The following is a 21,260-nucleotide window of genomic DNA, read 5'->3' on the forward strand; positions in this document are numbered from 1 at the left end:
TTTATATCTATTTATCTTAAACGAAACTTCTAAAAACTGAAAACCTCAACAACATTTCTAGCATTAATAATAATCCTGCTAAAATCGCCAAAGGTCTATACTTCTCTTGGTAATTATAAAACTTGAACTCTTCTATTTCTGTTTTTTCTAACTTATTAATTTCTTCGTAAATCTCTTCTAGTTTCTTATTGTTTGTAGCTCTAAAATATTTTCCTCCGGTTAACTCTGCTATTTCTTTTAAAAGCTCTTCATCAATCTCTACTTGTACACGACTATATTGAAAATCACCATTAGGTAAAATAGCAACAGGAGAAAGGGCCATACCATTGGTTCCTAATCCAATTGTATAGGTTTTTATACCATATTCCAAGGCTAACTCACTTGCAATTTTAGGATCTATAAACCCAGAATTATTTACACCATCAGTAAGCAATATGATTACTTTACTTTTTGCTTTACTATCCTTTAAACGATTTACAGAAGTAGCTAATCCCATCCCAATAGCTGTGCCTCCTTCTATGATAGTGTTATACTTTATACTTTGTAGCGATCGAAGCACGATGGCTTTATCACTTGTTATAGGCGTTTTGGTATAGCTTTCGCCAGCATATTCAACAAGTCCGATGCGATCGTTGGGTCTGCCTTTTATAAAATCTGCCGCTACGTTTTTTAGTGCTTCTAATCTGTTTGGTGATAAATCTTTGGCTAACATACTGGCAGAAACATCAATAGCCATAACAATATCTATCCCTCTAGTCGTTTTGGTTTTAGTTGAAACATCTACTGTTTGGGGTCTTGCCAATGCCATTATTAGTAACGACAATGCTAATAGTCTTAAAACAAATAAAAGATGCCTAAATCTTGGTAGCCATGAACTTGTAACCTTAAATCCTTTTAAACTGGGTATTTTAAGTTCGGCGGTTTGTTTTTTATATTTAACTATATACCATAACAACACTAGTGGTAGTAATAAAAACAACCAGAAAAACTCCTTGTTTAAAAATTCAATACCTTCTAACATTATTCTTCTGCAGGTTTAAGTTCTACCGAGTTTAATATTTGCTCCACAATTCTATCTGCATATACATCATCTTCTGGACTCGTTATAATAATTTGTTGCAGTACATTTTCTGAGGCAAATTGAAGCAACACATAATCTGCTTCCCGCAATTCCTCTGATGTAATCCCTGGGATCTTCATTGTTCCTGAAGTTTTTAAACCTTCCGCTCCGTTTGGCGTAGAAAACTTATCTCTTAAAACAACAATATCTTTGGCTCCTACAGCCTCCATATTCTTTATTGCACCTTCTGAAGAAGCTTCAAGATTTAACGTGTTTTCTTTCCCGTTACTGCTTGGGAAGGTTGTAGTATTAACCATAACACTGAAGACGTCCAATAAAGTCCCGTATGAAAAAGCCATCGTATTTACCTGTCCTTTAACTTCATCTGGCACAGGAATTTTGGTACGTTTTAATACTTTAGGAGTGGAAATTGTTATTGGCGGAAATCCATATTCACTAGTTACCCATTCACCTTCAAGTAGCTCTATACTATCGTGTCCAATAATCGTGTCCTTAACATAATTGAAACCATATTTTATTGAAAACCCTGCTATGGTAATGATTAAAAGAAGTACACTTATAACTACTGTAATTATTATTTTCTTACGTTTCTTTTTTCGCTCTAGATCTTCTCTATATTTTTCATCTAAAAGTTTCTCTTCCTCAGTTGGTTCTGGCAATGCCTCTTTTACATGATCTATTTCAACATCAATAGTATTCCTATCTAGTTTAGCTAATTCAATATCTGGTGATGACTTTGCGAACTTTACTAAATCGGCTCTCTTTAAAATACTTTCTAAATTTTTAATGTCTTCTTTACTAATGTCTACTTGATTGCCATCCTTAAGCAATCTAAGTCTTGAAATAAGCTCGTCTGTCGTGCTTTCTAAAGCACGATCGTAAACTTTTTCATCTAGATACTTTCTAATAATAAAAGTGAGTTCAGAATAATATTCTTTAATTTCTTGGTGTTCTAAATAATGTGATTCGTCAAGCTTCTTTAACGCCAATTTAGCACGGTCATAAGGCGGAAGCATTGCAATTTGTTCTTCTTCGGTTAATGGTTTTTGACGCCAAATGAACCAATACAGTAAAAAACTAATGACTCCAAGTATTAAAACCACTATTAACAAATACTTCCACCAATCGCTTCCCTTTTTCTTAACTTCAATAATTGGTTTTATATCGTAAAGCCCTTGCTTTGTGGTGTCAATGAGTACATTATTAACTTCAACCTGTAATGAATCTGTAAAAAACGTTTTGTCTCCAACAATTATTTTTTGGCGTGGAATTGTATATGCCCCAGAATCAAACTGAGTTAAACCATATTTTTTAATTAGGTTATACCTGTCTTTATCTTTTAAAGTATCTGTTTTATAAGATTCTATCATTTCCAAAGGAGAAAATGCTTGCCCCTCTGGGAATACCACCAAACTTGTGGTGTCTGTCTCTACCTGTATTGTATAGGTGATTTGCTCACCAATTTTTATTGAAGTTGAATCGATTGTAGAGGAGACTTGTGCATTTAATATCCAAGATACAAGTACAAAGAAAAAAGTCAAAACGAGTTTAGAACCGAAGTATTTTGATTCTTGATTCTCGTTTCTTGATTCTGATATATTTGAATAAAACTTCTCCATTTTAAATTAGGTCTCGACTGCATTCGACCAGATATTCAGTTTTTATTTATCCTCTCCTTTTAAAATACCCTAACAACTTTCTTACATAACTTTCATCTACACGACAATCAATAGTTCCTGCTCCCGAGCGTGAAAAACTTTCCTTGTAATAATTCACTTTATCTCGATAAAACTTACTGTAATTTTGCCTTACTTTTTTAGACGAGGTGTTTACCAACATAAGTTCATTCGTTTCTTCGTCTTGCATTTGTACCACCCCTAAGTTGGGAATTTCTTCTTCTCGTTTATCAAAAACTCGAATACCGGTTACATCATGCTTACCCGAAACAATCTTCATGGTATGCTCATAATCATCCGCAATAAAATCTGAAAGCACAAAAACAATGGCTTTTTTCTTCATTACATTCGTTAAGAATTTTAATGCTTCTGCCAAATTAGTTTGTTTGCTTTCTGGCTTAAACTCAATAAGTTCTCTAATAATACGAAGTACATGAGAACGCCCTTTTTTGGGCGGAATGTAAAGCTCTACTTTATCCGAAAATAAGATAAGTCCAATTTTATCATTGTTCTGAGTGGCAGAAAAAGCCAAAGTCGCTGCTATTTCTGTTACAACTTCATTTTTAAATTGGTTTGATGTTCCAAATAACTCTGAACCTGAAACATCCACCATTAGCATCATTGTAAGTTCGCGTTCTTCCTCAAAAACTTTTACAAATGGCTCATTATATCGTGCAGTAACATTCCAATCGATACTTCTTACATCATCCCCAAATTGATACTGCCTAACTTCACTAAACGTCATACCACGACCCTTGAAAGTAGAGTGGTATTCTCCTCCAAATATATGATCAGACAGACGCCGTGTCTTAATCTCTATTTTTCGTACTTTTTTTAGTAATTCTTTAGTATCCATCTTTCAATTGTCTATTGAATATTTTTGATTGATTAATTATGTTTTTATAATCAATTGTCTATTATCAATTGTCAATTTTAAGGTACTTCTATCTCATTTACGATTTTGTTGATAATATCTTCTGAAGTTACATTTTCAGCCTCTGCCTCGTAAGTTATTCCTATTCTATGTCTTAATACATCGTGAACAACAGCTCTAACGTCCTCTGGAATTACATAACCACGACGCTTAATAAAGGCAAAACATTTAGCTGCTGTGGCTAAATTGATGCTTCCACGAGGTGATGCTCCAAATGATATTAATGGTTTTAAATCGGCAAGTTTATACTTCTCTGGATAGCGCGTTGCAAAAATAATATCCAGTATATATTTTTCAATTTTTTCATCCATGTAGACCTCTCTCACTGCATTTTGAGCATTTAATATTTGAGTCAACGACACTACAGGGTTCACTTTTTCCCAAGCTCCTTTCATATTGGCTCTCATGATTAATTGTTCTTCAGCAATCTTTGGGTAATCAATAACTGTTTTAAGCATAAAACGGTCTACCTGAGCTTCTGGCAAAGGATACGTTCCTTCTTGCTCTACAGGGTTTTGTGTTGCCATTACTAAAAATGGCTTATCTAGTATAAAAGTTTCGTCACCAATAGTAACTTGCTTTTCCTGCATCGCTTCTAATAAAGCTGATTGCACTTTTGCGGGCGCTCTATTAATTTCGTCAGCTAAAACAAAGTTTGCAAAAATTGGCCCTTTCTTAATGGAAAAGTCATTCACCTTCATGTTGTAGATTAAAGTCCCTGTAACATCTGCAGGTAACAAGTCTGGTGTAAACTGTATTCTACTAAAGCTTCCATCTACAGCCTGAGCCAAAGTGTTAATTGCCAAAGTTTTTGCAAGTCCTGGCACACCTTCAAGTAAAATATGTCCTTGTCCTAATAAACCGATAAGTAAACGTTCGACCATATGTTTTTGGCCAACAATTACTTTATTCATTTCTAAGGTAAGTAAATCAACAAAAGCACTTTCCTTTTCAATCTTCTCGTTAATTGTCTTAATATCAATTGTACCTGTTTCTTCCATCATTATTTATTTAATTCAAAGCCCGAATATACTGCCCATATTTGAGCATTGCAAATTGTTAAAATTTTTAATCAAATCTTGTTAATAATTGGTTAAAATATTTCATCAAACCCGTTAATTCTAGGTTAAAAAAAAGAGCTGCATCATTATGATACAGCTCTTTAGTGTTTTTTATGTTTTATTCTCTATAATTAAGGTATCATTGGTAGCTCTATACCCCCTAAATCTGTTACTTCTGTTGGCTTAACTTCAACATTATTCATCATAACTGATTCTAAACCTGACCCTTCGGCTGGTGTTAAGGTAACAATATAGGCTCCTGGAGGCACATTTTCAATAAGAAAAATACCATTTTCATCGGTACTAGAGCTTAAAGTTTCGCCGCCAACCTCGACGGAAGCTGTAACCACTACATCGCCTTCATTAGTGATTTTTCCAGTAATAGAACCTGGTTTAAGCATAAGCTCAATAGGATCTGTAATAGTAGTAATTTCACCATTAACAACCTCAACATTCGTAGCACTACCATAACTATAAATTGAATTTTCGCCATCTGGCATAACAATTACCTCATAGGTTCCAGCTGGAACACCCCATAAAGCAAAAGCACCTAAGTCATCGGTATAAGCTGTGATTTCGAAATCGCCATCTGGTCCACTTACCAATACTTTTGCCTTGGATTGTACATCTGCAGGAGAAACTGTTCCTTCAATAATTCCAGAACTTGCCTCAGCACTTGCATAAAGCACAGGTTTTAAAATAATATTTCCTGAATTACCTGCATGAACAATAGATTTATCGACATCAAAATCCAGAATAAAATCATAAGTAAATCCTTCTTCAATAAGGGCATCAATTTTTACTTTTAATCCAGACTGTTGTCCACTTGGTGTTTTAAGATCATATTCCGAAGGCACTTCGCCTTCTTCATTTTCAATTACAATGGTATTACCATCTCCTAATACTAATCTCATTTGGCTTAACGTTCCTACTGGAATAGGGAATCTTTCTACCAAAACTTTACTAACACCACCCGTGAACTCTAATAGGTTCACTATTCCGCTTTCTGCTTCTAAAGACATCCATCCATTATCATCTTCGCTATCATCATCCATTTTTATCATAACGTCAACAACTTCTACGTTAACAGCTTCGTAATCCCCTGGACTATCAACCAATCTCACGGAAATAGTTGGAGCGCCTTGATTAACACTTGAAGATTCTGAATCGTTACATGAAATTAAAAATGAAAGAAATAATAGCGGTACAATTAATTTTAGTTTGCTTAATATATTCATAGTCTAATTTTTTAATGTATTTCTATTTACGTTTAAATTGCTTTATACGGATTACTAATTCTTTTAAAAAGTTCAAATATTAACTATTAAAATGTAACTTTATTGCTTAAATTTTTATTAAAATTTTAGCTCTTTGAGTGCAATAGATTAATCACAATGATACTAAATAATAGTTGTTTAAGGTATTTTTATATATGAATGACATAAAAAAATATATAAGCTGTTAGCCCTATCGACAAAGAGTAATTTATTACGATGAATAAAACAAAAAAAGTGGCTCTGATTACGGGAGCAACCAGTGGTATTGGTCATGCCACGGCATTTGAATTCGCAAAACAGGGCATAGATTTGGTTCTGTGTGGACGTAGATTAAATAGACTAGAAACTATACAAAAGGTATTAAGCAAATTGATTAATGTACATATCTTAAATTTTGATGTAAGAGACAAGCAAGAAACTTTTAAAGCTATTGAATCACTACCCGATAAATTTAGAAGAATCGATATTCTTATTAACAATGCGGGTAACGCTCACGGGTTAGACTCTATTGATGAAGGAAGTCTTGAAGATTGGGATGCTATGATGGACATAAACGTAAAGGGATTACTCTACGTTAGTAGAGCGATCATACCGGGAATGACAGCTCGAAAATCTGGTCAAATAATAAATATAGGGTCTTCTGCTGGGAAAGAAGTTTACCCAAAAGGCAATGTGTATTGTGGTAGTAAGCATGCTGTTCTAGCTATAACCGAAGGGATGCGTATTGATTTAAATACTTATGGTATTAAAGTTGGCGCCATAAATCCAGGATTGGTAGAAACTGAATTTTCAAAAGTTCGATTTAAAGGAGACAAGATTGCCAATACGGTATACCAAGGATACAAAGCTTTACAACCAGAGGATGTTGCTGAGGTTATCTATTTTGCCGTGTCGAGACCGGCCCATGTAAATATAGCCGATGTTTTAATGTTTTGTACTGCTCAAGCTAGCAGTACCATTGTGAATAAGGAATAATATAAAATTGATATTCCTGCTTCTGCTGGAATGATAGTCATGATTAACAAACGCCTACTTATTAAACACCTTTTAGCTCATAACGACGAGAACAGTTTTTATGACAAAAAACGTAAAATTGATATTAGTCATAAAGAAGGAAAGGCTAAATTCTTAAAGCACATTTGCGCACTCTCCAACAGCAATCCAAAAAACAACTCGTATATCGTTATTGGCGTTGAGGATGAAGATAACAACATTATTGGTGTCGACTTTTTTGATGACAGTAAAATACAAAACCTGATTAACGCCTATTTAACTAATCCACCTATCGTACAATACGAGAACATCCCATTTCCTCATCTTTCGGATGATAAAGTAGTGGGGCTCGTTACTATCAGACCAATTGATGAAATAACATCTCTAAGAAAAAACATTTGGAAATATTATGGAGGTTCTGTGTTTTTTCGGGACGGTAGTATGAGCATGCCCAAGGTTTTTGATATTGAAATAAAGGACATCAATTCCAGTATTGTTGTAGCCATAGAAAAACATGCCCAAAATAATATAGAACATACTTTAAATGGTGTTTTTGACTTTATGAAGATGCGTGTGGATTATAATCCACAATACAAAGTCTTTAAAGAATACTTTGTAGTATGTTGGGCAGGTCAAAAAAAAGAAGTAAAAGATGAAACTTTTTTCTCCCGGGTAGATATTGAATTAATAAATGAACAAGTAAGACTGTTTTTTTCTGCACTAGATGAAGTCTCTATTTTTTTTAATGAGGACACCTTCAAAATCGTTGAGTATGTAAATCTTGGTCTTCAAAACACTAATAAATACTATCAGTTAGAAGAAACCATCATAAAATTTGAGAATAATGCTAATTATAATATAGAAACTAAGCTTTTATTTGAAGCACCACAATTTGATAAAAAAACACTTTTTCATATTTATAACAACAATAACGCTATCCTAGAAAAACTAAAAAAAGGTGTTGTTTTCACAAAGAATGAAGATCGAGATCTCAAAAACCTTCCTATCACCTATTTAATTTGTTATTTAAATGATTTCCCAGAAGCAATCGATAAGTTACAAGGCGCTAAATCCTACTTAAAATCTTATAATAGTGAGGTTTACACTATCTATAAGGAAACTTTAAGGATTTTGAGAAAAGTAAAGTACAGTTAACTTTAATTACTTAAACTTTACAATAAATTAACAAATGTTAAGAAAGTTTTCTTACATTTGTTATGCTATTAATCTTTTATGAGATAGACCTTGCTACTTTTAGGAAACTAAATTTAAAGCAAGGTTTTTTCTTTTAGATAAAATCTAATTGACTAAAAGATTTGTTAAGTATTTTTTTATCATCAACTTCTAGCCATTTATGCAAAACTGGTTCTGAAATCTATTTCAAATTTTAAATCACCATTATCGACCAAACTCTAAAAAAAGGTTTAATTCTTAAATCCTATTAAAAAACTTTATCAAGAAATCGACTTTTTAAATTAATTATGTTTGTAATATGCTACAAATCAAATTTAATACCTTGTGCTAAAGGTAATTCGGTTGTATAATTAATCGTGTTTGTTTGGCGTCGCATATATATTTTCCAGGCATCGGAGCCCGATTCACGTCCACCCCCAGTTTCTTTTTCACCCCCAAAAGCACCACCTATTTCAGCGCCAGAAGTCCCTATATTAACATTTGCAATTCCACAATCAGACCCCGCTTGAGACAAGAATCGTTCTGCCTCGCGTAAATTATTCGTCATAATTGCAGATGATAATCCCTGTGCTACGTTATTTTGAATGTCAATGGCATTTTCAACATCACCGGAATACTTTAAAAGATATAATACCGGTGCAAATGTTTCATGCTGCACAATTTCAAATTCTGGTTTTGCTTCAGCAATTGCAGGTTTTACATAGCACCCACTTTCATACCCTTCGCCAGAAAGAACACCTCCTTCAACAACAATATTCCCACCTTCGGCAACAACTTTATTTAAAGCATTATTATACATAGCTACAGCATCAATATCAATTAATGGTCCAACGTGGTTCTTCTCATCAAGAGGATTTCCTATACGTAATTGCTTATAAGCATCAACCACAGCATGTTTTACTTTATCGTAAACAGAATCATGAATAATTAAACGCCGCGTAGATGTGCAACGTTGTCCTGCTGTACCAACCGCACCAAATACAGCTCCAATAACTGTCATTTTTATATCGGCATCGGGTGTTACTATAATGGCATTATTTCCTCCTAACTCTAATAAAGATTTACCTAAACGGCCACCAACTTCTTGGGCTACAATTTTCCCCATTCTGGTTGAACCTGTCGCAGATATAAGCGGTATTCTTTTATCTTTTGTCATATATTCTCCCACTTTATAATCACCATTAATCAAACACGAAATCCCTTCTGGAAGATTGTTTTCTGCAAAAACTTCGGCAGCAATATTTTGACAAGCTATTCCACAAATAGGTGTTTTTTCAGATGGCTTCCAAACACAAACATCTCCGCAAATCCATGCTAAAGCCGTATTCCAGGACCAAACTGCTACCGGAAAATTAAATGCCGAAATAATACCCACAACACCAAGTGGGTGGTATTGCTCGTACATACGATGTCCTGGGCGTTCTGAATGCATTGTTAATCCATGAAGTTGTCTTGACAGGCCAACTGCAAAATCGCAGATATCAATCATTTCTTGTACTTCACCTAACCCTTCTTGGTAGCTCTTACCCATTTCATAGGAAACCAATTTACCAAGTGCTTCTTTCTTTTCACGCAATTTTTCTCCAAACTGACGTACAATTTCACCACGCTGTGGTGCAGGCATTAACCGCCAAGTTTTAAAAGCTGAAGTTGCTGCTTCCATAACAACTTGGTAATCTTCTTTTGTAGTTGCCTTTACTTTTCCAATTAATTGGCCATCAACTGGCGAATAACTTTCAATAATATCACCATTTGAAAAATTATTTGAACCTGTTGAAGTTCCGTCATTTATATCCTTAACGCCTAAAGTTTTAAGGGCTTTATCTATACCAAAATCAGTCGCTATTTTATTCATTAATTATTGATTTACTAATTATGTTAAAATTATTTGCGAATATACTAATTAAAACTAGTTATTATTGGATTTTACTAATGCAATAATATCAAACTCAAGATCAGAATTAACTAATAAATTCAAGATTACACGTGTCTTTTTAGCAACAAAAATTAATAAGAATATATTATATATTCGGATGTTCGAGGATTAAGGTAACATTTTAATATATTTAATACCAATATAAAGCCAACCCTCAACTACTACAAACTAATTTACTTGTAACTTAAAGTAAATGCTAAAAATTTTTAGGCGCATACGCCAAAAATTAATTTCTAAAAATAGCTTTAGGAAATATCTAGTTTATGCCATTGGGGAAATTGTACTTGTGGTCATTGGGATTTTAATTGCACTTCAGATTAATAATTTGAATGAAGATAAAAAAGATCGAAACTTCGAAATAAAGATGCTTTCTGAAATAGAAAGAACTTTAGAGACCGATAAAGACTATATTCAAAAAATGTTGAAGCGACTTGAAAAATTGGACAGTACATCTAATTACTTTATGGAACTGAGTAAACGAAATGTACTATACCATGATTCTATTTTTTTTAAGATATTCAGTTTAAATAGAGGCATAAGCTATTATATAAACTCTGGACCATATCAAGCTGTCAAATCCGTTGGTATAGATAAAATATCTAATGATAGTTTACGCAATAAGCTTATTAACTTCTATGATTTCGACCTACCCCGTTATGAAGATAATTTTAAACATACAAATAGGAACTATCGAGAAGATATAGAGACACTTTTAAAACTCTTAGGTGATAGATATATTAATAACAATAATGACATCAATTTTATTGCTTATAAGAACATTCCTTTAAACATTTTCCAACAGCAGGAATTTCTGGAGATCCTCTCCAATATAAACTGGAGATCGGGTTCATCTAAACAAATATATAAAACTACATTTGAGGAACTAGAAAACCTAATACAAGAAGTAAAACAGGAAATAAAACATGATTAAATTCTTTAGAAAAATTCGTCAAAAACTCCTTTCTGAAAATAGCTTTAGGAAATATCTAGTTTATGCCATTGGGGAAATTGTACTTGTGGTGATTGGAATTCTTATTGCTTTAGCAATAAATAATTATAATGAGAATATAAAAGACGAAAGACTTGGTAGAAACCTATTGGAAAGAATTCACAACGACTTAGTTCAGGACACAATTCTTTTTAAAAAAACAATTGAAGCCAATAACAAAATTAGAAAAGATATCACGAGTCTTCTCTCAACTGCCTTTAGAGGTGTTGAGAATAAAGAACAGGTTGAAGGCATGAGCTCCATATTTGATAAAGCATTAGATCAGGTATTTTCATATAATAAAACAACTTTCAATAGTATGATAGGCTCTGGAACTCTTGGGTATATTAAGAACATTGAGCTTAAAGAACAAGTCGTTGAACTTTACAACACCTATGAAGATGTTGAGGAGCTTTTAACTTCAATTAATCAATGGATGCTAAACGTTACTTCAGCTTTAGATACCAAGACCAATTTTATAAAATTTAATAATCAAGTGTCAGACATTTTTACATTAGAAGAAATGGTTTCCCATAAGGATTTTGACTTTATAAATAATAAGAAAAGTGAAGAATTCCAAATACTTATTAGGGCAATATCAGCGACAGCGTTTAATCAAAAAGTTAGAAATGCCTACTACGAAAACCTGGTTCAAAAATGTGATTCTGTTTTGCTTGAAATTAATACCGAATTAAACAACTAAACACCTATCGCTTTAATGAAAAATTCGATCTAAAAGTCTTAGGTTCTCCTGTCCTTGGCTCAATATATTCTACAACAAACCAATAGTCATCAGAATGCATAAGTGATCCATTATAGATTCCATTCCAACCATTACCTGTTGGATCTATTTCCTTAAGTAGTTTACCGTACCTATCAAAAATCCTGACTCTTGATAAAGCTAAATAATCCAATGGATTTCTGGGGGCTGTAATATTCCATGTGTCATGAAAACCATCGCCGTTAGGCGTGAAGTATTTAGGATAATCCATAACTACTATTGTTTCACTCGCTTCAATACACCCTCTCTTATCTCTTACTGTAACTAGATGTTCTCCTAGGGTAACATTGATAAATATTGGAGCATCTTGCCAAGGGCCTCCATCTAACTGATATTCAAAATCACCTATATTAAAAACTGTTACCTCAATGGTTTGGTTTTCAGAAAAGGCGTCTGTTATCACATTGGCTTCAAAATCTGGTTCATAAAGCACAACTACATCTGTTAACATGCGTGTTTCACATAAGGTCATAGAATTTTGAACAATTACCTCATACCTTCCTTCTTCAATCGGATTGTAGCTTCCTTGGTTTGCTCCAGAAATTGCTACCCCGTTCAATAACCATGTGAAATTATAATCGGCTGTATTTAGTCCAGTATTCAAAGTAGTAGGTATTACTAACACCCCATTAATATCAAAACAAAGAAAGTATTCATCTTGTAAGGTGAAAACTGGATTCTCAAACACTTCTATAGTAAGATTAACTGGTAAAGGGCAAAAACCAGGGTCTGGAGTAAAGGTGTAAGTCGTTGTTACAGTATTATCTAATACAGGACTCCACGTACCGGTAATTCCTTCAATAGATGAAGTTGGTAAAGGAGACAAGATATCACCATTGCATATCGCTGAGACAAGATTAAATGTTGGTGAGCTATTTGGATTTACAACTATAGTCATTATTTGATTTATAGCACATTCCCCAAAATTAGGGGTAAAAGTATATGTTGTGGTTACCGTATTATCTAACATAGGACTCCAAACACCCATAATACCTTCGAGAGATGTAGTTGGTAAAGGCCCTAGGAAATCCCCATTACAAATAGGTGGTACTTGATTAAACGTTGGGGTTACTATCGGGTTAACCTCAACAGTCATTGTTTGATTTGTTACACAAACACCAGAATTAGGCACAAAAGTATATGTTGTAGTGATTGTGTTATCTAAGGAGGGGCTCCAAGAACCTGTTATACCTTCATTGGATACCGTTGGCAGCGGTGTTATTATAGCCCCAAAACATATTGGAGATATTTGATTAAACGTTGGTGTTAGAATTGGATTAACCGCAATAGTCATTGTTTGATTTACTGCACATTGACCTGAATTTGGAACAAACGTATATGTTGTAGTAGCTGCGTTATTAAGGGAGGGACTCCATACACCTATTATCCCTTCATTAGACATGGTTGGTAAAGCAGCTAATGAATCCCCTTCACATATTGCAAAAACTTGAATAAATGTTGGAGTTACAATTGGATTAACTACAATAGTCATTGTTTGGTTTATTGCACATTGATTAGAGTCTGGGACGAAGGTATATGTTGTAGTGGTTGTATTATCTAAAGTCGGGCTCCATGTACCTGTAATTCCCTCAATCGACATAGTTGGTAATGCTGCCAAGGCGTCACCATCGCATATATCAGAAACTGGATTAAATGTTGGAGTTGTTGGATTATTAACGGTTATTATAAATTCATCTGAAAGGGTATTACACAAAGCATTATTTACATTAATCATTGATTCTGACACCTTAGTTCTATAATAAGTAGTATTAGACACCCCAGAGATTGAAATACTTTGATTTGTTTCCCCAATAATATCTGTCCAGATAATTCCATCGAGACTATTCTGCCACTGATAGAAATGAGAACTAAACACGGTATTATCAGGTATTGCAGTCAAAATCGTTGAATATGGAGTATCAAGTGAACAGACACTCGCACTGTTATTATTTGATGGGTCTTCAACTATTATTCTATCTCCGCACGACTTAAAAACTATATCATCAATCGCTAAGTCATTCCCACATCCTCCTACTCCATTATTAATCATTTTTAAAATTACCGATGTTTGACCTGGTAAAGTTTGAAAAACTAAGGCGTATTGATTCCAAACTGGAGAACTTGTACTTATAATATTTCCTGTACTTCCTGAAGCCAATAAATTGGTGTTTGTGTTATCCCAAATTTCAAACCTTACATTAATAGGAATTACAGCGGATCCACAGAAACCATTTAATGGGGAAAGATTTAACACCCATGAAGAAAACTCGTAAGTTGTATTTTCACAAAGACCATTAATACCTGTGCGGTAAAACTCCCCTGCTGTAAAATCAGAATTTACAATAAGCATTTTACCATTAGTATCATTTAAGGTATGGTCACTAATATTAAACCAATCAAAATAAGCGGTATTACTTGAGACAGTATAAAACCCATCATTTGGTTCTCCATTAGAAAATGAATATGTTGTTGTTCCAAAAGGTAAAGAAGAATTAGTTACACCCGTTCCAAAAGTTTCAGTAAAAATAGGACTTCCTGAATTCCCACTACAAAACCCTAATTGCGCCTGAATCCGCGAACAAAAAAAGGCAGAAAACACAACTCCTAAAACAAAAATATTTTTAATAACGTATAGCTTTGTATTATTTGAAAGCTATAATAATAAAAAGTTTAGAGGCAAAAATTAAAAAGACCTATACAAATACCATACATAGGGTCCTAATACTGAAATAACTGTTATGTTATGAAATGCAAAAATAACTTTACCTCAAAGGAAAGCCTTTAGCCGCCCACCAAGGGTGGATTTCTATTTCTAATCTACCCGCTTTTACAGCAGGATCTGAATTAGCCAAACTATCAGCCATTTTAATTGTAGGAACATTATATATGGTAATGCCGCGTATGTCTCCATTGTCTCCAAAGGGTCCAGAAATATCAGCATATCCTAATTCATACATTTTACTAAGGTGTGCTAAATGCTCTTTTTGAATTAACTCCGATTCTTCTTCATTTTGAGATCGAATTGGTCCTCGCTTTAAAAAAGCAATGAAATATTGCTGCATTAAAACTGTATCTTGAGTTTTTTCATCTACATAATCAAAAATTTGAAACCCTTTGGATGTAAGTTCATCTTTTAACTGAGCAGTTGATTTTTTTACAGAAGTTAAAGTATCCTCAATTTTTTCAATATCAACTTTTTCTTCTAAATCGGTTTCTTTAGAATCTGGTAAATTGGCTTTCGTTTCTTCTTTACACGAAAGCATAAATGCTAAAATTAATGTTGTAATTAATAGTTTTCTCATCTTGATTTTTATTTTCCCCAATTGCAAAAAGGGTCTTGGCTTAATTGTGAATTGTAATACTTTATATCTCCTGTTACTTCTTTATCTAGCCAAATTGGCATTTCAAAACCTTCATTTTTCGAGTTCAATTCCACTTCTGCAATAATTAATCCTTCGTTATCACCCAGAAATTCATCTATCTCAAAAATATGATTTTTTACTTGTACTTCATAACGCACTTTATCTATAACACCCGATTCGCATAATTCTATTAAACCATTAGCGTCTTTAATACTAATTTCTGTCTCCCACTCAAAACGTGCTAATCCATCTTTTGAGGATTGCCCTTTTATAGTTAAAAAACCTTTATCACCTTTTAATCTTACTCTTACTGTTCTCTCTTTATGGGTATTTAAAAACCCTTGAACAATTCTCGTTTTTTTAAACGACTCTTTCTTAAAAGCATAAGAGTTTACTAAAAATTTTCGTTCTATTTCAATCATATACTTCTAACTTAAAAGACATTAAATGTCTAAATTTACGGTATGCCATTCGATTTACCAATACGAAAAATTATTCATGTTGATATGGATGCGTTTTATGCCTCTGTTGAACAAATGGATAACCCTTTGCTTAAAGGTAAGCCTGTTGCTGTTGGCGGTGGCGGTAAACGCGGTGTCGTTAGTGCAGCAAGTTACGAAGCAAGAAAGTTCGGAGTCAAAAGTGCTATGGCTGGAAATCTAGCCTCAAAATTATGTCCTGAACTTATTTTTGTTAGACCAAACTTTGAACGTTACTCTGAAATCTCTAAACAAATAAGGTCTATTTTTTTTGATTACACAGACTTAGTTGAACCATTATCATTAGACGAGGCCTATTTAGATGTCACAGAAAATAAAAACGGTAATCCAAGCGCTTCATTAATAGCAAAAGAAATAAGAACCCGAATTTTAAATGAAGTAGGCCTAACAGCATCTGCTGGTATTTCCATTAATAAATTTATAGCTAAAATAGCAAGTGATTATAACAAACCAAATGGTCAAAAAACTGTAAATCCTGAAGAGGTTTTAGAATTTTTGGAGCAATTAGATATCAGGAAGTTTTACGGTGTTGGTAAAGTAACGGCAGAAAAAATGTACCAAAAAGGAATCTTTACTGGATTAGATTTAAAACAAAAATCGATTGATTATTTAGATGCAAATTTTGGAAAATCTGGACGCTATTATTACCATATTGTTAGAGGCATTCATACTAGTGAAGTAAAGCCGGACCGGACCAGAAAAAGTTTAGCAGCCGAACGAACATTTAGTGAAAATTTATCTTCTGAAGTTTTTATGCTTGAAAAACTAGAGCATATTGCCGAAGAGGTTTCAAGGCGTTTAAACAAAAGCAAAGTTGCCGGAAAAACGGTAACACTTAAAATTAAATACAGTGATTTCACACTACATACGCGCAGCAAAACTCTAAAGTTTTTTATAAGTGATAAAAGTGTGATATTTGAAACAGCTAAGGATTTACTGTATCAGGAAAAATTGAATAATTCGGTACGCTTATTAGGAATTTCTTTATCTAATTTAAATACAGAAAAAAAAGAAAAACCAAAAGAAAAGAAAAGTGTGAGTGTACAGCTAGAGTTTAAATTCTAAATAACATTGGATAAAAAAAGCTATCAATAATTATTGATAGCTTTTTAAATATAAAACTCTTTTAAAATGTATGTCTTTCTTAAAAACTACACGTTTTAATTTCTGTAACTCTTAAAGTATTCACCATACCCTTATCTTGAATAGGCATTGCGGCTAAACTAATTAACATATCTCCAACGTCCAAATACCCTTTTTTACAAGCAATCGAATTTACATCTTCTATTGTTTCATCTGTACTTACAAATCTGTCATAATAAAAAGCTTTTACACCCCATAACAAACTTAGTCTTGTTAAAATACGCTTGTTAGACGTGAACACCAGAATATGACAAGAAGGTCTCCAAGCCGAAATTTGAAAAGCGGTATAACCACTATTAGTTAAAGTGGAAATGGCTTTTGCATTTATTTCGTTTGCCATATTTGCGGCATGATAACAAATAGACTTCGTTATGTATCTGTTAGTTCTTATATGTGGAGGTAATTGCGGTACCTGAATAAGGTTAGAGTCTTCAACACTTTTAAGTATATCAGACATTTGTCTAATAACCTCAACTGGATAACTACCTACTGAAGTTTCTCCAGAAAGCATTACAGCATCTGCACCATCCATAACCGAATTTGCTACATCATTTACCTCGGCTCGAGTAGGTGTTAAACTAGAAATCATGGTCTCCATCATTTGTGTGGCAATGATAACTGGTATTCTAGCTTTCTTCGCTCGTAACACTAGTTGTTTTTGTATTAACGGGACTTCTTCGGCAGGAACTTCAACTCCTAAATCACCACGAGCTACCATTAAACCATCACAATGAGCTACAATCTTATCGATGTTCTCTACCGCTTCTGGTTTTTCAATTTTTGCAATAATCGGGATTTTGTATTCGCTGTGTTCTTTGATTAAATCACGAAGCTGCATAAGGTCTTCTGCGTGACGTACAAACGATAAGGCTATCCAATCTACGTCTTGGCTTATTGCGAAAATGGCATCTTCAATATCTTTTTCTGTAAGTGCTGGTTGAGAAATGTTGGTATTAGGAAGGTTTACTCCTTTTTTAGATTTTAAAGGTCCTCCTTGAATAACTTTTGCAGTTACTTCACTTTTATCATCAGTAGATACAACTTCAAAAATTAGTTTTCCATCATCTAAAAGAATACGTTCTCCTGGTTTAGCATCTTGAGGAAACCTTTCATAAGTCATGTAAACACGCTCTTTAGTTCCTTCAAAGCGTTCTCCTGTAGCAAAGATAATTTCATCATCTGGATTAACCACCACTTCTTCCTTCATCACTCCTACACGAAGTTTTGGCCCTTGTAAATCTGCTAATATTGATGCGTTATATCCAAATTCTTCATTAAGCGAACGAATAATTTCTATTCTTTCTTTTACGTCGTTATAATCGGCATGGGAGAAATTTATTCTAAACACATTAACGCCTTCATCTAACATTCCTTTCAATACTTCTTTAGTGCTAGAAGCGGGCCCTAATGTTGCTACTATTTTTGTTTTTTTTGTTTTTGGCATTAGTAAAAAATTAAATTATCCTTAGATTTTAATTGACTTGCGTCAACCGTATAGGCTGTTACAATTTGAGGAATATTCAATATACGATTAAGTATGGATTTCTCTTTTGTATAATTATATTCATTATCTATTTTTAAAAAATAGTTAACCTGCCTATATTCAGGTATTAAATTAAATGTTTTTGTAATCTGCTCTTGGGTTTTAAATAAAGATTTTAAATCAATATCTCGTGCTTCTTCTCGCTTACAAATATTTGATACTAAGCTCCAAGTAGTGAGATGTTTTTTATCTTCCCACTCGAAAAAAGCGTAGTTAGATTTACTGTTTTTAAAATCTAAATCCTCCTTACTACGCACTAAATTTATCCCTAAATATTTATTTAAAAGATAAGCCACGCGATAATCTTCAATGGTACAATGTATTCCAATTAAGGTGTAACTAACCTCATTAAAAACATCTTCAAGAATAAGTTTGTGAACAGCCATAACTTATAATTATCGACGTAAATATAGTGCATATAAAACATACTAAAGATATGTTTCAACCAATGTTACAAATAAATACTACTAAAACGTTATAGTTCAAATTAATTAAAAATGAATTAAATCATTTTAGAAATTCTACTTTGAAAAACGAAAAACGCACGCTTAGAAGCTTTTTCTTCAGCCTTTTTCTTTGATGTTGCTCTGGCCTTAGCAACTATTTTATCATCTATTGAAAGCTTAACTGAAAAGTGACGAACATCATCATTTCCTGTATCTTCATATACTTGATAGTTAAAGGTTTTCTTTTCTTTTTGACACCATTCAATAAGCAAACTCTTATAGCTTATTACTTTGCCCTCTAATTTTTCAATATCTACATAAGGAATAATGACACGATTAAAAATAAAACTTTCACAATATTTGTAACCTTTGTCTAAAAAAATTGCCCCTACTAGGGCTTCAAACAAATTCCCGTGAATATTATCTCCAAATTGTCCAGGTGGAATTTTGCTTTCAACTAAGCTTATGAGGTTTAGATCCTTTCCCAATTCATTGAGATGTTCTCTACTTACTATTTTAGAACGCATTTTGGTTAAATAACCTTCATCGCCTCCAGGAACCTCTAAATATAAATGAGAAGCAATAACCGAGCTTAACATGGCATCACCCAAAAATTCTAATCGCTCATAATTAACAGCATTTCCTTTGCTGTCTTTTATGTTCATAGAACGATGGGTAAAGGCTTTCTCGTAAACCTTGATTTTCTTGGGTTTAAACCCAAGTATTTTGGTTAATTCCATAAAAAAATTCCCGTTTCGTTCAAAACGGGAATTTAGTATGTTACGAATGATATTCATTCGGGATTTAATCTATCTTTTTGAATACGACACAAGCGTTGTGACCGCCAAATCCAAATGTATTACTCATAGCTACTTTAACATCTCTTTTTTGAGCCTTGTTTAGTGTTAAATTTAATTCTGGGTCAATGTTTTCATCAACGGTGGTATGGTTAATTGTTGGTGGGACAACACCATGTTCCATAGCCAAAATAACCGAAATTGCTTCAATAGCTCCCGCTGCACCTAGAAGGTGACCTGTCATTGATTTTGTAGAATTAATATTTATATTTTTTGCATGATCTCCAAACACGTTAGAAATAGCTTTTAACTCTGCCACATCGCCTAATGGAGTAGATGTACCATGCGTATTAATATGGTCTACATCTTCTGGCTTGAGTCCAGCGTTCTCTAAACAGTTTTTCATTACTGCAATTACACCTATGCCTTCTGGGTGAGGCGCCGTCATATGGTAAGCATCAGATGATAATCCACCTCCTGCTACTTCAGCATATATTTTTGCTCCTCTTGCTTTTGCGTGCTCATAATCTTCTAAAACTAGTGCTCCTGCACCTTCGCCTAAAACAAAACCATCTCTCGTCCCATCAAATGGACGAGATGCTGTTTCTGGACTTTCATTTCTTGTAGATAAGGCGTGCATCGCATTAAAACCTCCCATACCAGCTATAGTAACAGCCGCTTCACTTCCTCCTGTAACAACAACATCACAATGCCCTAAACGAATAGAGTTTAAAGCATCAAAAATGGCGTTAGCTGAGGAAGCACATGCTGAAACCGTAGTATAGTTAGGTCCCATAAAACCGTGCTTAATAGAAATGTTTGCTGGTGCAATGTCAGCAATCATTTTAGGAATAAAGAATGGGTTAAATCTTGGAGATCCATCGCCATCAGCAAAGTTTAATACTTCCTGCTGAAAGGTTTCTAATCCACCAATTCCTGCACCCCATATAACACCAACCCGCAACTTATTAACTGATTCTAGATCTAATTTAGCATCTTCAATGGCTTCATCTGCAGCTACCATAGCGTATTGCGCAAATTTATCCATTTTTCGAGCTTCTTTTCTATCTAGAAAGTCGGTTGCGTTAAAGTTCTTTAATTCGCAAGCGAATTTTGTTTTAAACTTCTCGGTATCATAATATGTTATAGGCGCAGCACCACTTTTTCCACTAATCAAGCCTTCCCAATATTCATCTTTGGTATTGCCAATAGGTGTTAAAGCCCCTAATCCTGTGACTACAACTCGCTTTAATTCCATAAAGTATTTTTGCTTATTTTGCTTCCTCTATATAAGAAATAGCTTGACCAACTGTAGCAATATTTTCAGCTTGATCGTCTGGTATTTGAATATCAAATTCTTTTTCAAATTCCATGATTAATTCCACAGTGTCTAATGAGTCTGCTCCTAAATCGTTTGTGAAACTAGCTTCAGTAACAACTTCATTCTCATCAACTCCTAATTTGTCCACGATAATCGCTTTTACTCTTGATGCAATGTCTGACATAATCTTTTAATTTTAAGTTTTAATTAGTTGGCAAAAATAAAAA

Annotated in this window: 19 protein-coding genes; 5 read left to right on the forward strand and 14 right to left on the reverse strand. The window is 33.7% G+C overall.

All coding sequences use genetic code 11. The annotated features are described in order from the left end of the window. Window positions 1-16: 16 nt before the first annotated feature. The 5 genes from FEF17_RS04260 to FEF17_RS04280 form a co-directional block, all read right to left on the reverse strand. Window positions 17-1,021 carry a vWA domain-containing protein gene (locus FEF17_RS04260; RefSeq protein WP_139001120.1) on the reverse strand — a complete coding sequence of 335 codons (1,005 nt, stop codon included), beginning with the start codon at window positions 1,019-1,021 and terminating at the stop codon, window positions 17-19. After that, on the reverse strand, window positions 1,021-2,700 hold the full coding sequence (locus tag FEF17_RS04265; protein ID WP_139001121.1) for a BatD family protein: 1,680 nt from the start codon (window positions 2,698-2,700) through the stop codon (window positions 1,021-1,023). Before FEF17_RS04265 ends, FEF17_RS04260 begins: the two co-directional genes overlap by 1 nt. Window positions 2,701-2,746: 46 nt before the next feature. Then, window positions 2,747-3,613: a DUF58 domain-containing protein gene (locus FEF17_RS04270; protein ID WP_139001122.1), complete on the reverse strand. Its 867-nt coding sequence runs from the start codon at window positions 3,611-3,613 to the stop codon at window positions 2,747-2,749. Window positions 3,614-3,690: 77 nt separating this feature from the next. Beyond that, window positions 3,691-4,692, reverse strand: coding sequence for an AAA family ATPase (locus FEF17_RS04275; RefSeq protein WP_139002133.1), 1,002 nt, complete (start codon window positions 4,690-4,692; stop codon window positions 3,691-3,693). Between the two features lie 191 nt (window positions 4,693-4,883). After that, window positions 4,884-5,990, reverse strand: coding sequence for a DUF4382 domain-containing protein (locus FEF17_RS04280; protein ID WP_139001123.1), 1,107 nt, complete (start codon window positions 5,988-5,990; stop codon window positions 4,884-4,886). Window positions 5,991-6,245: 255 nt separating this feature from the next. Between FEF17_RS04280 and FEF17_RS04285 the strand changes: the two genes are divergently transcribed. Beyond that, a complete protein-coding gene (locus FEF17_RS04285) occupies window positions 6,246-7,004 on the forward strand; it encodes an SDR family NAD(P)-dependent oxidoreductase (protein ID WP_139001124.1) in 759 nt (252 codons plus the stop codon). Window positions 7,005-7,043: 39 nt separating this feature from the next. Then, on the forward strand, window positions 7,044-8,177 hold the full coding sequence (locus tag FEF17_RS04290) for an ATP-binding protein (protein WP_139001125.1): 1,134 nt from the start codon (window positions 7,044-7,046) through the stop codon (window positions 8,175-8,177). A gap of 340 nt (window positions 8,178-8,517) precedes the next feature. On the opposite strand, the gene amaB is transcribed toward FEF17_RS04290, so the two are convergent. Next, a complete protein-coding gene (gene amaB, locus FEF17_RS04300) occupies window positions 8,518-10,071 on the reverse strand; it encodes an L-piperidine-6-carboxylate dehydrogenase (RefSeq protein WP_139001126.1) in 1,554 nt (517 codons plus the stop codon). Between the two features lie 274 nt (window positions 10,072-10,345). Here amaB and FEF17_RS04305 point away from each other — a divergent pair, with 274 nt between their 5' ends. Together FEF17_RS04305 and FEF17_RS04310 are read left to right on the forward strand one after the other, a co-directional pair. Beyond that, window positions 10,346-11,083 carry a DUF6090 family protein gene (locus tag FEF17_RS04305; protein ID WP_139001127.1) on the forward strand — a complete coding sequence of 246 codons (738 nt, stop codon included), beginning with the start codon at window positions 10,346-10,348 and terminating at the stop codon, window positions 11,081-11,083. Next, complete coding sequence (locus FEF17_RS04310; RefSeq protein WP_139001128.1) at window positions 11,076-11,843, forward strand: DUF6090 family protein; 768 nt, start codon at window positions 11,076-11,078, stop codon at window positions 11,841-11,843. The genes FEF17_RS04305 and FEF17_RS04310 overlap by 8 nt, the downstream gene beginning before the upstream one ends. Before the next feature lie 4 nt (window positions 11,844-11,847). Here the strand turns inward: FEF17_RS04310 and FEF17_RS04315 are convergent, their stop codons facing one another. The 3 genes from FEF17_RS04315 to FEF17_RS04325 all read right to left on the reverse strand — a co-directional run bounded on the left by FEF17_RS04315 (window position 11,848) and on the right by FEF17_RS04325 (window position 15,705). Beyond that, window positions 11,848-14,520, reverse strand: a complete 2,673-nt coding sequence (locus tag FEF17_RS04315; RefSeq protein ID WP_139001129.1) for a T9SS type B sorting domain-containing protein — start codon at window positions 14,518-14,520, stop codon at window positions 11,848-11,850. A gap of 163 nt (window positions 14,521-14,683) precedes the next feature. Next, the gene (locus FEF17_RS04320) at window positions 14,684-15,223 is read right to left on the reverse strand and encodes a YciI family protein (protein ID WP_139001130.1); all 540 of its coding nucleotides are present in this window, start codon (window positions 15,221-15,223) and stop codon (window positions 14,684-14,686) included. A gap of 8 nt (window positions 15,224-15,231) precedes the next feature. Further along, window positions 15,232-15,705, reverse strand: coding sequence for a CYTH domain-containing protein (locus FEF17_RS04325; RefSeq protein ID WP_139001131.1), 474 nt, complete (start codon window positions 15,703-15,705; stop codon window positions 15,232-15,234). A gap of 42 nt (window positions 15,706-15,747) precedes the next feature. Between FEF17_RS04325 and dinB the strand changes: the two genes are divergently transcribed. Beyond that, on the forward strand, window positions 15,748-16,848 hold the full coding sequence (gene dinB, locus FEF17_RS04330; RefSeq protein ID WP_139001132.1) for a DNA polymerase IV: 1,101 nt from the start codon (window positions 15,748-15,750) through the stop codon (window positions 16,846-16,848). Between the two features lie 79 nt (window positions 16,849-16,927). On the opposite strand, the gene pyk is transcribed toward dinB, so the two are convergent. The 5 genes from pyk to FEF17_RS04355 form a co-directional block, all read right to left on the reverse strand. Continuing rightward, window positions 16,928-18,370: a pyruvate kinase gene (gene pyk, locus FEF17_RS04335; protein ID WP_139001133.1), complete on the reverse strand. Its 1,443-nt coding sequence runs from the start codon at window positions 18,368-18,370 to the stop codon at window positions 16,928-16,930. Beyond that, the gene (locus FEF17_RS04340; RefSeq protein WP_139001134.1) at window positions 18,370-18,855 is read right to left on the reverse strand and encodes an IPExxxVDY family protein; all 486 of its coding nucleotides are present in this window, start codon (window positions 18,853-18,855) and stop codon (window positions 18,370-18,372) included. Before FEF17_RS04340 ends, pyk begins: the two co-directional genes overlap by 1 nt. A 116-nt stretch (window positions 18,856-18,971) precedes the next feature. Continuing rightward, the gene (gene rnc, locus FEF17_RS04345) at window positions 18,972-19,712 is read right to left on the reverse strand and encodes a ribonuclease III (protein ID WP_139001135.1); all 741 of its coding nucleotides are present in this window, start codon (window positions 19,710-19,712) and stop codon (window positions 18,972-18,974) included. A gap of 7 nt (window positions 19,713-19,719) precedes the next feature. Further along, a complete protein-coding gene (gene fabF, locus FEF17_RS04350; RefSeq protein WP_139001136.1) occupies window positions 19,720-20,970 on the reverse strand; it encodes a beta-ketoacyl-ACP synthase II in 1,251 nt (416 codons plus the stop codon). A gap of 13 nt (window positions 20,971-20,983) precedes the next feature. After that, on the reverse strand, window positions 20,984-21,217 hold the full coding sequence (locus tag FEF17_RS04355) for an acyl carrier protein (protein ID WP_008269813.1): 234 nt from the start codon (window positions 21,215-21,217) through the stop codon (window positions 20,984-20,986). Between the last annotated feature and the right edge of the window lie 43 nt (window positions 21,218-21,260).

This window comes from Hyunsoonleella aestuarii, assembly GCF_006148925.1.
GTDB lineage: Bacteria > Bacteroidota > Bacteroidia > Flavobacteriales > Flavobacteriaceae > Algibacter_D > Algibacter_D aestuarii.